The 14,050-nt window shown below is 40.7% G+C and carries 13 protein-coding genes; 8 read left to right on the plus strand and 5 right to left on the minus strand.

The annotated features are described in order from the left end of the window. Nucleotides 1-516 precede the first annotated feature (516 nt). The 4 genes from remA (at nt 517) to sigC (ending at nt 4,583) form a co-directional block, all read left to right on the plus strand. The gene (gene remA, locus VB733_RS12335; RefSeq protein WP_096617532.1) at nt 517-783 is read left to right on the plus strand and encodes an extracellular matrix/biofilm regulator RemA; all 267 of its coding nucleotides are present in this window, start codon (nt 517-519) and stop codon (nt 781-783) included. Between the two features lie 180 nt (nt 784-963). Then, nucleotides 964-1,590 carry a guanylate kinase gene (gene gmk, locus VB733_RS12340; protein ID WP_323340377.1) on the plus strand — a complete coding sequence of 209 codons (627 nt, stop codon included), beginning with the start codon at nt 964-966 and terminating at the stop codon, nt 1,588-1,590. Between the two features lie 181 nt (nt 1,591-1,771). After that, complete coding sequence (locus VB733_RS12345) at nt 1,772-2,716, plus strand: NAD(P)H-dependent glycerol-3-phosphate dehydrogenase (RefSeq protein ID WP_323340428.1); 945 nt, start codon at nt 1,772-1,774, stop codon at nt 2,714-2,716. Between the two features lie 613 nt (nt 2,717-3,329). Next, on the plus strand, nt 3,330-4,583 hold the full coding sequence (gene sigC, locus VB733_RS12350; RefSeq protein WP_323340378.1) for an RNA polymerase sigma factor SigC: 1,254 nt from the start codon (nt 3,330-3,332) through the stop codon (nt 4,581-4,583). 120 nt (nt 4,584-4,703) lie between these two features. On the opposite strand, the gene VB733_RS12355 is transcribed toward sigC, so the two are convergent. From VB733_RS12355 to gpmI, 3 genes are all read right to left on the minus strand, one after another. Next, the gene (locus VB733_RS12355; RefSeq protein WP_323340379.1) at nt 4,704-5,597 is read right to left on the minus strand and encodes a peptidase; all 894 of its coding nucleotides are present in this window, start codon (nt 5,595-5,597) and stop codon (nt 4,704-4,706) included. 24 nt (nt 5,598-5,621) lie between these two features. Further along, the gene (gene secG, locus VB733_RS12360) at nt 5,622-5,855 is read right to left on the minus strand and encodes a preprotein translocase subunit SecG (protein WP_096617538.1); all 234 of its coding nucleotides are present in this window, start codon (nt 5,853-5,855) and stop codon (nt 5,622-5,624) included. A 161-nt stretch (nt 5,856-6,016) separates the two neighbouring features. After that, nucleotides 6,017-7,627 carry a 2,3-bisphosphoglycerate-independent phosphoglycerate mutase gene (gene gpmI / locus VB733_RS12365; RefSeq protein WP_323340380.1) on the minus strand — a complete coding sequence of 537 codons (1,611 nt, stop codon included), beginning with the start codon at nt 7,625-7,627 and terminating at the stop codon, nt 6,017-6,019. A gap of 352 nt (nt 7,628-7,979) precedes the next feature. Between gpmI and VB733_RS12370 the strand changes: the two genes are divergently transcribed. Continuing rightward, complete coding sequence (locus VB733_RS12370; protein ID WP_323340381.1) at nt 7,980-8,537, plus strand: hypothetical protein; 558 nt, start codon at nt 7,980-7,982, stop codon at nt 8,535-8,537. Between the two features lie 75 nt (nt 8,538-8,612). Beyond that, entirely contained in the window at nt 8,613-9,266 is a 654-nt protein-coding gene (locus VB733_RS12375) for a DUF3318 domain-containing protein (RefSeq protein WP_096617542.1), read from the plus strand. A 524-nt stretch (nt 9,267-9,790) separates the two neighbouring features. Here VB733_RS12375 and VB733_RS12380 read toward each other — a convergent pair. After that, complete coding sequence (locus VB733_RS12380; protein WP_323340382.1) at nt 9,791-10,588, minus strand: 7-carboxy-7-deazaguanine synthase QueE; 798 nt, start codon at nt 10,586-10,588, stop codon at nt 9,791-9,793. Between the two features lie 225 nt (nt 10,589-10,813). Between VB733_RS12380 and VB733_RS12385 the strand changes: the two genes are divergently transcribed. Beyond that, nucleotides 10,814-11,815: an anti-sigma factor antagonist gene (locus VB733_RS12385; RefSeq protein ID WP_323340383.1), complete on the plus strand. Its 1,002-nt coding sequence runs from the start codon at nt 10,814-10,816 to the stop codon at nt 11,813-11,815. 34 nt (nt 11,816-11,849) lie between these two features. Here the strand turns inward: VB733_RS12385 and VB733_RS12390 are convergent, their stop codons facing one another. Beyond that, entirely contained in the window at nt 11,850-11,978 is a 129-nt protein-coding gene (locus VB733_RS12390) for a hypothetical protein (RefSeq protein ID WP_323340384.1), read from the minus strand. A 471-nt stretch (nt 11,979-12,449) separates the two neighbouring features. Between VB733_RS12390 and VB733_RS12395 the strand changes: the two genes are divergently transcribed. Then, nucleotides 12,450-13,826 (plus strand): glycosyltransferase family 4 protein, encoded by a 1,377-nt coding sequence (locus VB733_RS12395; protein WP_323340385.1) that lies wholly within the window; start codon nt 12,450-12,452, stop codon nt 13,824-13,826. Nucleotides 13,827-14,050: the final 224 nt, after the last annotated feature.

A 14,050-nucleotide genomic window follows, 5' to 3' on the forward strand; every position in this document is an offset into this window, starting at 1 on the left:
TTTTCAAAAGAATTTATAAAGCTTAATCGATATGAAAATCAACAAAATATACTTGTCTTGAATACTCAGCTTTTGCTATTTTCAAGAACTCATTTGCTATCAGTCTTGCTGTAATAGGGCAATTAACAAATACTTGTGAAATCAACATATCAGTATTTACTACGTAAGACAATGTAATTTTTATGTGTTTTATTTATCTAACACTGATAAAAATTAATAATACATACATAATAATTTCATCATAATTTACCTATATCTTGAGGCTGATTTTAATTAAACTTGATTGATAAAGATTAAAAAAAAGCAATCATTATTTAAAAACAATTGAAGAACGCCAAAATTGGCGTTGAAACTGCTATTTTTTGGGGATAACATGAAAAATAGTACCTTGTAGAGACACAACTAAAGCGACATTACCGTATACGCATTGTTAAAAAAGTGCAATTCGGTTTTCGATCTCGAATGTTGCCTGAGATTGTGTTTCTCCTCACACCACGTTGAACGTCAGTTTATTTTATGGACATTCAGCTAATCAACATCGGCTTTGGCAATATTGTCTCAGCCAACCGAGTGGTTGCCATTGTCAGCCCAGAATCCGCCCCGATTAAGCGCATTATCACTGATGCACGCGATCGCGGTCAACTGGTTGATGCAACTTATGGTCGTCGAACTAGGGCTGTAATTATTACCGATTCCAGTCATGTGATTCTCTCAGCAATTCAGCCGGAAACGGTGGCAAATCGCTTTGTAATTTCACGGGAACATCAAACGGTAGATAATTAGATTAACTGGTGGGTTAAAATTCCCACCCAGTTTATTTTGTATCGGTAGTCCTATGTGGATTAGAATAGTTTATCTGTCACTGATACTACCAATAAAAATTAGTCAACTGTCGCTGTATCAACTAAACAGCGACCCATGGCTAATTAATAATGTCTATTGATTGATTCATAGGTTGAGCGGATGATGCAACTTTTATCCATCCAGAATGGTGCTACTATCAAAAAATGCCTTTCACAAGGTAAATTAATTGTCTTAACCGGTCCTAGCGGAGTTGGCAAAGGCACATTAATGCGATCACTACTTCAGCGTCATCCGGGGCTATATTACTCGGTTTCGGCGACAACTCGCTCCCCCCGTCCGGGAGAAATTGACGGCAAACACTACCATTTTATTAGCCGTAGCAAGTTTGAACAACTAGTTGCTCACGGCGAATTCCTAGAATGGGCTGAGTTTGCTGGTAACTACTACGGGACTCCCAGACAAGCCGTTCTCAACCAAATTAATTCGGGCAAATGTGTGGTGCTAGAAATTGAACTGGAAGGGGCGAGACAAATTCGCAATTCTTTCCCGGAAGCCTTTAGCATTTTCATTTTGCCACCTTCCCTGAGCGAATTGGAAAAGCGTATACGCAGTCGAGGACAAGACCCAGAAGAGGCGATTATTCGTCGTTTGCGTCGTGCCCAAGACGAAATCCATGCGGCTCCAGAGTTTGATATCCAAATTATCAATGATGATTTTGAAGCCGCTTTAAGTTCTATCGAAGAAGCTTTAAATTCTTTTCAGCCTTGCCAAGAAAGTATGCCCTAAGTATTTAGGCTATTAGATATTTTAGTAGTTAGCCAAAGCTAACTACTAACCCTTAACTAGAAATTCCCAGTTTTTAACATGCACAATATGAAGATAGTCGCGCCAAGCAGATGAGCAAACAGGTTCTTGCCTTACCTAATCAGGCTACAAAAATTAAAATCTAAAATTGACTAATTCCAAATTGACTAATCCAAAAAATATCACTGTTCTCGGTGCGGGTGCATGGGGAACAGCCTTAGCAGTGATTGCCAAAAATAAAAATCATCAAGTAAAAATTTGGTCGCGTAGTGGTTTAACATCTGGAGATGCTCTATCTTTGACTGATGTTGTCAAAGATGCTGATATTATTTTGTCGGCAATCTCGATGAAGGGAGTTAGTGAGGTTGCCAAGCAAATTCAATCTTTATCTATTCCCAAGGATGTCATTTTTGTCACGGCAACGAAAGGACTAGACCCGGAAACTACTCGTACACCGTCGCAGATATGGCAAGCGATGTTTCCTTTACATCCAGTAGTTGTCCTGTCGGGTCCCAATTTATCTAAGGAAATCCAACAGGGCTTACCATCCGCAACGGTGGTTGCTAGTCGTTCGGCAACTGCTGCGGAGTTTGTACAAATTATTTTCTCATCACCACAGTTTCGAGTCTATACCAATCTCGACCCCTTGGGTGTGGAATTGGGGGGAACCTTAAAAAATGTAATTGCGATCGCATCTGGTGTATGTGACGGTTTAAACTTGGGAACCAATGCCAAAGCAGCACTAGTTACTCGTGGACTCACAGAAATGGTTCGCATTGCTGTTTCCTGGGGTGCAAAGGCAGAAACTTTCTACGGTTTATCCGGTCTAGGGGATTTACTCGCTACTTGTAATAGTTCCCTCAGTCGCAATTACCAAGTTGGTTATCAATTAGCTCAAGGCAAAACCCTGAGCGAAGTTATCGCAGATTTACAGGGAACTGCCGAAGGAGTGAATACCTGTAAAGTGTTGATGCAAAGTGCGAAAAAACAAAATATTTCCATGCCAATTACAGAACAAGTGTATCGGCTTCTGCAAGCAGAAATTACACCTCGCCAAGCTTTGGAAGAATTGATGCTGCGGGACATTAAACCCGAATATCACGATTGATTGTTCTTGATTTTCAAATTCTGGATTTTGCTTCTCGCCTAGCTTGAGAAAAGCTTCCCTTACCAACAAAATTACAGGCGATCGCATTCACATAAATGCATAATTCGAGACTGGATTAACTCTAGCATCACAATACTTAATGAAAAAATGACAATTCCCTGACAAAAACCTTCAGGAAAGCACTAGGGAATCTATGTAGATATGATTATGCCACAGTCGAAGAAAAATTTTACCTAACTATGTTTATAACACGTGATAAAAGTTACCGTCAATAGGATTTGGTTTCTAAAATCTAAAAAATATTCCTAGAAGCTGTTATTATCAGTCTTTTTGAGTAAGTCCTGGTGATATTTTGGAGCCATGCTAGCTACATTTTTTCTAAGTGTCAAGTATTAAATAGTACAATACACTAAAAACCTCAAAAAAAATCCCAAAAATATCTGTCAACAGTGTTAGTTCTCATTAAATTGTGGGAACAATATCAACAGTTGATTAGCTGACCTTATCCTGCGGGAAGCAAGCTAAGGATTCCATCATTACTGAATGCAGGTCAATCCTTTGAAGCGTTGCTTACCACAATCTATTGTTACCTGGAGCCATTGAGACGATCCTTATGCCAGCAACATCTTTGTATACAGATGCCACCTACGAAGCCCCACAGTCTAGCCCAACCTTCGATCCTGAACTTGGAGTTGATGAAAGTGAATTGTCGGTAGAGGATTTGCAAGACCTGGAAATTGTTTCGCAAGAAGAAACAGCCAGTTTTGCAGCTACTCCTAATCGTCGCAGCACTGATTTGGTACGCTTATACCTTCAAGAAATTGGTCGGGTTCGGTTGTTAGGACGAGACGAAGAAGTTTCGGAAGCTCAAAAAGTCCAGCGCTACCTACGGTTACGCATTGAATTATCTAAATCTGCCAAGCAGGGAGATGAAATTACTTCACCCTATTCACGAATTATTGAAATTCAAGAACGTTTAACATCCGAATTAGGGCACCGTCCTTCGTTGGAGCGTTGGGCTAGAACCGCAGAAGTGGATGTATTTGAACTCAAGCAAATTCTCGCAAAAGGAAAACGTCGCTGGGCAGAAATCGCCAATTTGACTGTTGAGGAGTTGGAGAAAATTCAGAGTAACGGACTCCAAGCCAAAGAACATATGATTAAGGCTAACCTTCGCCTTGTGGTATCGGTGGCGAAAAAGTATCAAAATCGTGGCTTGGAATTATTAGATTTAGTTCAAGAAGGTACTTTAGGTTTAGAACGCGCTGTTGAAAAGTTTGATCCAACTAAAGGGTATCGTTTCAGCACTTATGCTTATTGGTGGATTCGTCAAGGTATCACTAGAGCGATCGCAACTTCGAGTCGTACTATCCGCCTCCCAGTTCACATTACTGAAAAACTCAACAAAATCAAAAAAGCGCAGCGCAAAATCGCTCAAGAAAAGGGTCGTACCCCAACTTTAGAAGACTTGGCTGTTGAATTGGAAATGACTCCAGCCCAAGTTCGTGAAGTTTTGTTGCGAGTTCCTCGTTCAGTATCGCTGGAAACCAAAGTCGGTAAAGATAAGGACACCGAGTTAGGCGAATTGCTGGAAACCGATGGTGTAACGCCTGAAGAAATGTTGATGCGTGAGTCGTTGCAGAGAGATTTGCAGAGCTTACTGGCTGATCTCACCACTCGCGAACGCGATGTCATTCTCATGCGTTTTGGCTTGGCTGATGGTCATCCCTACTCACTAGCGGAAATTGGGCGTGCCTTGGATTTATCCCGCGAACGTGTACGTCAAATTGAATCGAAAGCTTTACAAAAATTACGCCAACCCAAACGCCGTAACTTAATTCGTGATTACTTAGAATCTTTAACCTAAGTGAGCGAATTCTAATTCCCAAAAATCCTAATTAATAAATCTCAGCTACTTTACGAGCGATCGTAGGGTAGCATTTGCTTTTTTTAATTAGCTAAATTTGTCATTGTTCATATTATTTAATCATTCAACTTGCCAACCTAATTTTGTCGGTTGTTTGTAAACCTTTTTCAAAGTATTTACATCCCTAGTAGAAATTAATGGTGGTTTACGAACTTGAGAAAAATATAAGACATCAGTTGCTAATGGACTATGTCCCCAAATTCCTAAAGCATGTCCGAGTTCATGACGCGATGCGGCAATGAGATATTCACCTGTTTGTGTGGGACTTAATAAGATGGTGAATCGATGAGATAAAATATTATTTTTTGTGTAGATTTCGTATGTCGTTTGAGCCGATCGCGCCCGTGGTGGATTTCCCTGAAGAGGTGGTGCTTTGCGGATAATTTTTATATCTGCCAATTCTCCTGTATTCACCAGTTCCAAGGGTAAATAACTATTCCATTCTTTCACGGTGCGGTAGACTGTTTTTACCCATATTTCGGCTTGATTTTGGTTGATATTTGTAGGTGTTTCAATGTAAATTTTTACGGGAAAATTTGACCAGACTAAATATCCTAATCTTGTTGGTTGAACTTGGTCAAAATAATCGCCACTATTACTTTTATCTTCCCATTTTTGTAGGATTTCTGGGAGAGGATGGGTTTTTGCTGTCGGGAAATTAATTTTATTTACTTGAGATGTATTAATTTGATTATCTGTGGAAACTTGATTTCGAGGGTTTGCGATCGCAATATTTAAAATATTCAATGAATATGGTAACGAGCGAGAAGTGTCTTGATAAATATCTTTATAAACAGCAAAAGACTGCAAGTTAGTGATAATAACTAGCAGCCCGGTACAAAAAAATATTCCTAAAAATACAAATAAATCCCGTAAACAGAAAGCAAATAGGATTTTAGGTTTTAGGTCGAGGATTTTTAGGCATTTTCTCAAGGGTTTTTGTATTTTCCTCATTTACCTATTCCCTACATCCTATTGTTATTTAGGCAACCAACCAGCACTTAATACCACAGTCAAACCGAGAAAAATGGCTGTTAATGCCCAAGTCACCCGGTTCAGAGTATTTTCTGCACTTTTGGTACTACTAAACAATTGGGCTTGTCCTCCAATTGCCCCAATGCCATCACCCTTAGGGCTATGGAGTAATACTAATACGACTAAAGCAACAGCAGAAAATGTCCAGATACCTTGAACTATGTTTGTAACAGTCATGATAAAAATCAGGTGAATGAAAGTTTAAAAAAGTTAGAAGTTAGGAGTTAGGAGTTAGAAATGAGGGGCTACGAATAAAAATCTATACTTGATAAATTTTAATTCATAACTAATGACTCATAACTATGAACTAATAACTCATAACTATTAACTCATTAATTTTAATTTAGCGACATTCCCGCTTGTACCGGGGTGCGATTACCACGCACATCGTAATCAGCAGGTTGCACTAAAGAACGTCCTGTCATTTCTGGTGGTTGCGGTAGCTGCAAAATATCCAGAATTGTCGGGGCAATGTCTGCTAGCTTACCATCATTACGGAGGCTAACATCTGTACCATGTCCGGGTATTTTTGCACCTTCACCCTCTACCACAATCAGAGGAACAGGGTTAGTTGTGTGAGCAGTCCAAGGATTGCCCCCATTATCTAGCATATACTCAGCATTGCCGTGGTCAGCAGTAATTATGGCAGTACCACCTGCTTTATTAATACCTTCTAGCAATCGACCAACACAACGGTCTACAGTTTCAATGGCTTGTACTGTTGCTGGAATTTGCCCTGTATGCCCTACCATGTCCGGGTTGGCATAGTTGATGACTACCAAAGAGTAAATTTGCTGGGAAATCGCAGCCAAGGCGACATCAGTCACAGCTTCGGCGGACATTGTTGGCGCAACATCATAGGTAGCAACCATTGGGCTATTAACCAATTCACGATCTTCACCCGGAAAGGGTTCTTCCAAGCCACCGTTAAAGAAGTAGGTGACGTGGGCGTATTTTTCGGTTTCAGCAGTGCGAAACTGCTTGAGACCGTTTTGGGAAATGACTTCACCCAGGATATTACTGAGATTTTGTGGCTCAAATGCGACATTGACAGCTAACTCTGGGTCATACTGTGTGAAGGTGACAAACGACAGGGGTGAAATTTGCTGACGTTCAAACCCGTCAAATTCTGTACCTACAAACGCCTGGGTTAGCTGTCGTGCCCGGTCAGGGCGAAAATTGAAGAAAATCACACCATCTCCCGGTTCGATCGCTCCTGGAGCAATACGTACAGGGAGTATAAACTCGTCGGTGATACCTTCAGTATAGGAAGATTGGACTAGTTCCACAGCAGAACGTCCATCACCGTTACCATCTTGTGTCATTACGTCATAGGCACGTTTGACTCGATCCCAACGCCGATCACGATCCATCGCATAATATCTACCACTGACTGTAGTAATTTTGGCATTACCAATGCGATCGCAATAATTTTGAATTAGTCCAATTGCTTTTACGCCTTCGCTGGGTGCTGTGTCGCGTCCATCGGTAATTGCATGAATGCAAACTTGGCTAATTCCTTGTGTCTTTGCTAAGTCAAGTAGTCCAAACAGATGGCTGAGGTGCGAATGTACACCTCCCTCAGAACAAAGCCCAACTATATGCAGTTTGCCGTTTTCACGTTTCAGGACTTCCTGACAAATTTTCACTAACGCTGGATTTTGGTTAATGGAACCATCTTCGACTGCATCCGAGATGCGTACTAATTCTTGCGGTACCACTCTACCAGCGCCAATATTCAAATGACCAACTTCCGAGTTGCCCATTTGTCCTTCTGGCAAACCGACGGCTTTTCCTGACGTGCGAATAAGGGTATGTGGATACGCTGCCCACAGGCTACTCATCACGGGAGTCTTAGCCTGTGCGATCGCATTTCCTTGTTTCTCCTCGCAGTAGCCCCATCCGTCTAAAATGACTAGCACCACGGGAGCAACAGGTGCTTTGGTCATAATGAAACTGCCCTTTACTTTTTGTAATACCCGAATAATACCACTGCTACCTACCATCGCAAGTGGATTTCTGCTTATTAACTTCTTTTATGAGAAATATTCGCTTTTTTAGATATTTCTTAATATTTTTTTTGCTTAATTTTCACTGATGCTATTTAGACAAATGTATTGGTTGATGCAATTGATTTTCATCAACTTGTTCAGTTTGAATATATTTTGAAAGTATTCACCCAATACTTTTCCAAAACAGAGTTTGGTGGAGGCGCATAACATAGTACAGAAGCCTTTGACCCTCCCAGGTTAAACTAGTTTTGGTGCAAGCCGCTTCACCATTTCCGATCAGGAGGCTTTTATGGCAGCAGACCTGCAACAAATTGCCAAGTATTTAGATAATCTTGGTTGGGAATATCGGGTCGAGGAGGAAGACGATCGCATAATTACTGGCGTTGAAGCCGACAATATTGAAGATTTTCTGATAGTTGTCCAACTTGACGAAAATGGCAAATTTTTTCGGCTATTTGCACCACAAGTAATAGTAGGTGTGCAAGATCATCCCTACAAAACCGCCATTCTGCAAACAATGCTGGCAATCTCTTGGGAAACTAAAATGCTGCAATGGGAGTATGACCCATCTGATGGCGAGATTCGTGCCATAATTGAGTTTCCCTTGGAGGATTCGATTCTGACTGAAAAACAGTTTAATCGTTGCTTAACAGGCTTAATTCAACTGGTGGATTCTGTAGCAATACCACGCTTACAACAGGTAATGGAAACAGGTCATGATCCAGGGAATGTTGAACTTGGGGAGCGATTGCTACTTAGTATTCAAGAACAGGCTCCGGGGCTACTCGACATTTTGGAGAAAGCAATGGAAGCTCGGAAAAAGCGCGGAAGTTTTCCCAACGACTGAGCCGAATTGTTCGTAAAATCGCTATACTCCAAAGTGATACCCTCTATGTATTGATTGTTTTCTGGGGCTGGATATATGACATCCTATGCAACCTCCTCTGCCAAAGCAGAAATGAGTGAATTACGGCGATTAAAGGGCTTACTACCCCCAGAATTGCAGAGCTGGGTGACGGTGGAAGGTACGACGGAAGTCAATCCTCCCCTAATCCGTTGCGAGGAAATTGGTAAAGACCAAGTAGAAATTCAAATTGATTTGGTGAAATGGGATACTCTTGCGATCGACCAGCGCAATCTGCTTTTCTGGCATGAAGTTGCTCGCGTTCAAAATGACACAATCCCTAAAGATGGTTGGGAGATGGCAGCACTTGCCATTGGTTTGGGTGGTGCTGTCGGTGAACTTTGGGTTCAAGATGGTTTGCTATTAATATTGGCTTTAGCTTTATGTGGTGTGTCCGGTTGGCGACTTTATCAAAAAAATAGTGGCGAAAAAGTTGCTCGCGAATTAATCGAAGCCGATGAAAAAGCGATCGCTCTGGCACAACGTTTTGGCTATAGCCTTCCGAATGCCTACAAAAGCTTGGGGAGCGCCCTCAAAACCTTGATTGATACAACCCCTGCCAAACGCCAACGTTCCAAATATGAAGCTCGCCTCTCCGCCCTCAAGCGTAGCGCTAACAAAGTACGCAGCAACAAATCATCATCTTCAAGAAATTTGGATGAAGGGTTTTAAAGTTTAGGCGATTAGCGAAAACATATCTAAATATTGTATGTCATCAAGGTATGGAGTTCCTGTCGTGGAGTCATCTCGCCTGGTACTCCACCTGCAAATTAAATGTGGTTAGCTGTTAGTATCTAGCTCTTAACATGACTAGCCAATACCTAACAGCTAATAGCTTGATAAGTAGGTTGGTGTTAAAAATTGTCGTTATGACAAGGCAGGAGGCAGAGGACAGAAGGCAGAAGGGAAGAGGGTTTTAGGTAACTTTACTTTTCGTTATATACTACTCTGCGAAAAGCCGCTCCGCGTCTACGGTTTATTTGCGCCGTTCTACTTAGCTAATATTCTTAATTCTCTGATTCTTTGTAATACTTGTAGTATTTAAAAAACTATAAATGTTGTAGAGACCTACACAAAATGTCTCTACAATCTAATAATCTTGATTAGAGTAAAATTAGTTTAATCAGATCAATTGCCTGCAATTAACCTGAATTCACTAAAATTATTTGTATTTGTAGAATATTTGTGGATTTTTACTACAACTGATGTAACATTTTATGAGTTTGGGGAATGACGCGCACTTGTTTGACGAATCGCTTCATCATAGCTTGCCAAGCTAAAACCTGGCTGGGAGAAGGTGCAAGCATAACAAGCGCATCTACTGTTGCTGGCTCTAGCAAAGGCGTGACAGGCTGCAAGAAGACGGGAATCTCCGGATTTACGTCGGCGACTAACTGAGCAACACTTTCTAGCTCCATAATATCAGTACGGTCAGAAATAATTATCTTGACAAAAGTTTCTACTCGTGATTCATTGCATAGTTGGAGAAATCGGGTATGTTCCAAAAAGCGTTGTTCACCACTGACGCTTTCGAGCTTGAAATCCATACCTACCGAATCTATGTAAGGTAACACCATCGCTAGTTGTTCGGGACGATGTCCGCCAGTTTCTAAATATATTGGTAATCCAGTAGCAGCACGAACTTGAGGTAAAAACTCCTTGAGAAAGGATGCATGAAGAAGTGGTTCACCTCCCGTCAAGCTAATGCTATCGTGTAATCTAGGTATATTTTGTCGCTCTACCCATTGGAGTAACATAGGTAATGAAATTGGGTTGGAGTGAATTTCAAAATTACGTAACCCAGGGTAGGACTCAATTTTACATTGATTCGGTGCATTCCAGGTATTAGCGCTATCACAAAAGTGGCAGCGTAAATCACATAGTGCAAAACGAATAAAAATCTGACGGGTGCCAACATTGAGTCCTTCCCCTTGGATAGCAGAGAAAAGTTCAATCAGGCGTGCAGTTGGTATAACAGTTGTGTTCGCGGTCATGTGATGATATCTATGTGCTGCGTCTATCATTTAACGGCACAATAGCAAAGATGATTTTGACTTTATTTTTATATTGTGAATCCTCCTTTGCCTTTATCTGTGTCAAAACTTTAAAAAACTAGCGATCGCCCTGATTGCTAGTGGTTATACATTAGGTTAGGGTATTCGCTAGGACAATCATGTTTGGCAGAATACATCAAAAGAGCAACGAAAGTGCAAAGTTTCATGACTAGCCAACCCACAGAGGCAGATTTTCCCGTCACATTCCTGAACGAAACGGCAATAGTGCAGGTTCCAGCCAGGTTGAGCGTACTTGAGGCTGTAGCCTTTAAGCAAACCTGCCAAGAACTAGTTCAGGCAAACGCTGTATTAAAACAAATTATTATTGCTTTTGACAACACTATTTTTATGGACAGTAGTGGCTTGGGAGCTTTAGTCAGTAATTTTAAAAATGCTCAAGAACAAGGGATTGAGATGGTACTCCGCAATGTCACTCCTCAAGTATTAGCAGTATTAAATCTGACAGGGCTAGACCAGGTTTTTCCAATAGAGTCGTCAGAAGGAGCAGAATCTCTGCCTAGTTATCAACTAGAAGAGGTATTGCCCACTACTCATCCTTCCATTAAATCTTGGATGAAGCGCTTAATTGATATTTTGGGTGCAATAGTTGGTTTAGTGATTACTGCTGTGTTATTAATCCCAATTGCGATCGCAATTCAAATCGATGATCCAGGACCAATATTATTCGCTCAAACCCGTTGCGGTTGGATGGGTAAGCAATTCAAGATTTGGAAATTCCGCTCGATGTGCGTTGACGCGGAAGCTAAAAAAGCCCAATTAGAAAAGCACAATCAAGTCCAAGGTGCATTTTTTAAAATCGACAATGATCCCAGAGTCACGCGAGTCGGTCGATTTCTCCGTCGAAGCAGTCTTGATGAACTACCCCAATTTTGGAACGTACTTATAGGCGAAATGAGTTTAGTTGGGACTCGTCCCCCTACACCCAATGAAGTATCCCACTATGAAGTCCCAGAATGGCAACGTTTAGATGTGAAGCCAGGGATGACCGGAGAATGGCAAGTTAATGGGAGGTCAACTATACGCAGTTTCGAGGATGTAATTCGTCTCGATTTGCAGTATCAGAAAAATTGGAGTTTGTTATACGATTTGAAGCTTATTTTTAAAACCATCACAATTTTATTTAACAAAAATAGTGGTGCGGTCTAAAAAAATTGCTATTTATGAACATCTAAACTTCTAGTTAAACTTCCAAATCTTGCGTGCCCAACCCGATTTCCTCACGAAATCGGGTTTTTACTTGGGAATAGGTAAAAAGGAGAATTCGTAATACTTTTTGGGAAGGCTGACAGCTAGGAACTGATTCAGCCACTAATTTCCCTTAACTAAAATATATACGTAAAAAAATTAACCTATTTCATGCTTTACATGGATGACATGCTGCATATTTAGCAATTAATACCAACATTATATTTATCGCTGATGCCCATCTATTGTTAAATTTATTGCCAACATATCTATATAAATACTTAATTAAGTCGAAGCGCGATCGCTCTTATTCACAGTTTGGGTAATCTCTTTTTATAGTTTGTAAATATTTATCGAATTTATACGTAAGGAAAAATTTTGAATTAACATGCTGGGCAAAAAAATTTTGTATAAAAAATAGCTTTCCTCCCTGAAGAGGAAAAGTCAAATTTTACTCAATCTTCAATGAAAAATAACGGACATTAATAAACTCTGAAGAGAAAATTATTAATAACAGCGCTAAAAATGCACGGCAAGAAAACGCAAGAGTAGTTCGTTGTTAAACCAATAACCAGGGATATTTTAAGAAAATTTTATGCGAATCTTAATTTACTCTTACAATTACTACCCCGAACCAATAGGCATTGCTCCTCTGATGACTGAACTCGCAGAGGGATTAGTTAAACGTGGACATGAAGTACGGGTAGTCACTGCCATGCCAAATTACCCACAACGTCAAATTTATGAAGCTTATCGCGGTAAATTATTTGTCACCGAAGAGAAAAACGGTGTCAAAATTCAGCGTAGTTTTGTCTGGATTCGTCCTCAACCCAATCTATTAGACCGCATTTTGCTTGATGCTAGCTTTGTTGCTACCAGCTTTGTTCCCGCGATCGCTGGCTGGCGACCAGATGTAATTTTAACAACATCTCCCTCACTCCCAGGATGCCTCCCCGCTTCGCTTTTGGGATGGTTAAATCGTTGTCCTGTGATTTTAAATTTACAAGATATTCTTCCAGATGCTGCAATTCATACAGGTTTACTGAAAAATAAAGCCCTGATCAAAGTCTTCCAAATCTTAGAAAAGTTTGCTTACCGCAGTTCTACAAAAATCAGTGTAATTGCTGATGGTTTTATTGATAATTTACTTCAAAAAGGTGTTAAAGCCAGTAAAATGGTGAAAATTCCTAACTGGGTTGATGTCAACTTTATTAGTCCTCTACCCAAGGAGGAAAGTGAGTTTCGTGCTAACCACAATCTGAATGGTAAATTTGTTGTCCTCTATTCGGGTAATATCGCTTTAACTCAAGGTTTAGAAACCGTTGTTAAAGCCGCTAGCAAACTTCGCCACATTCCCGATATTAGCTTTGTCATTGTTGGTGAAGCTAAGGGATTACAGCGCTTGCAACAAGAATGTCTAGAACAAGGTGCGGATAACGTTCTGCTGCTACCATTCCAACCCCGTGAAAAATTGCCCGACATGCTTTCTGCTGCTGACGTGAGCTTGGTAGTACAAAAGAAAAATGTGATTTCCTTCAACATGCCTTCCAAAATTCAAGTTGTGCTTGCTAGTGGACGTGCCTTAGTCGCATCAGTACCGGATAGCGGCACTGCCGCACGAGCAATTCGTCAAAGTGGTGGTGGGATAGTTGTTCCTCCAGAAGAACCCCAAGCGCTGGCTGATGCAATTTTAGATTTGTATAAAGCACCAGAAAAAGTCAATTCGCTTGGTTACAATAGCCGTAAATTCGCAGTGGAAAACTATTCGTTTGATAGTGCCTTAAATCAGTATGAGTCTTTGTTCTATGCTGTCACCGAACCAACGCTAGTTCCAGAACCCCTGCTTCAGCCAGTTGTGATTGAACCTGTCACCATTGAGCCTAATTTTGAACCTCTTTTTTATGCAGTCCCCAAATCAACACCGATTGTCGAATCGACATCAGTTACTCAGCGACAAATTCTAGCTGAATAACTACAGCTTGGCATTAATTCACAAATGTTTTAATAGATAATTTACTGCTACTTGAGGTTACGCAGAGGAATGCCGTAGACGCATTGCGCCTACTTGTTAAATGCACCATTTTCTACCTAACCTAAAAACCGGGTTTTTGAGCAAAATCAATATTTTTGTAATCCTGGCTTGACTCTAGGTAATATCCAAAACCCGGTTTCTAGAATTGGTGCAGCGTCATTAAT

It is taken from the genome of Calothrix sp. UHCC 0171, from assembly GCF_034931845.1.
In the GTDB taxonomy this organism is placed as follows: Bacteria; Cyanobacteriota; Cyanobacteriia; order Cyanobacteriales; family Nostocaceae; genus Brunnivagina.

Coding starts and splice junctions, on each gene's coding strand:
- VB733_RS12375 (WP_096617542.1), top strand. CDS start 8,613: ATGACATCCTATGCAACCTCCTCTGCCAAAGCAGAAATGAGTGAATTA.
- sigC (WP_323340378.1), top strand. CDS start 3,330: ATGCCAGCAACATCTTTGTATACAGATGCCACCTACGAAGCCCCACAG.
- VB733_RS12385 (WP_323340383.1), top strand. CDS start 10,814: ATGACTAGCCAACCCACAGAGGCAGATTTTCCCGTCACATTCCTGAAC.
- remA (WP_096617532.1), top strand. CDS start 517: ATGGACATTCAGCTAATCAACATCGGCTTTGGCAATATTGTCTCAGCC.
- VB733_RS12370 (WP_323340381.1), top strand. CDS start 7,980: ATGGCAGCAGACCTGCAACAAATTGCCAAGTATTTAGATAATCTTGGT.
- gmk (WP_323340377.1), top strand. CDS start 964: ATGATGCAACTTTTATCCATCCAGAATGGTGCTACTATCAAAAAATGC.
- VB733_RS12395 (WP_323340385.1), top strand. CDS start 12,450: ATGCGAATCTTAATTTACTCTTACAATTACTACCCCGAACCAATAGGC.
- VB733_RS12355 (WP_323340379.1), bottom strand. CDS start 5,597: ATGAGGAAAATACAAAAACCCTTGAGAAAATGCCTAAAAATCCTCGAC.
- VB733_RS12380 (WP_323340382.1), bottom strand. CDS start 10,588: ATGACCGCGAACACAACTGTTATACCAACTGCACGCCTGATTGAACTT.
- gpmI (WP_323340380.1), bottom strand. CDS start 7,627: ATGACCAAAGCACCTGTTGCTCCCGTGGTGCTAGTCATTTTAGACGGA.
- secG (WP_096617538.1), bottom strand. CDS start 5,855: ATGACTGTTACAAACATAGTTCAAGGTATCTGGACATTTTCTGCTGTT.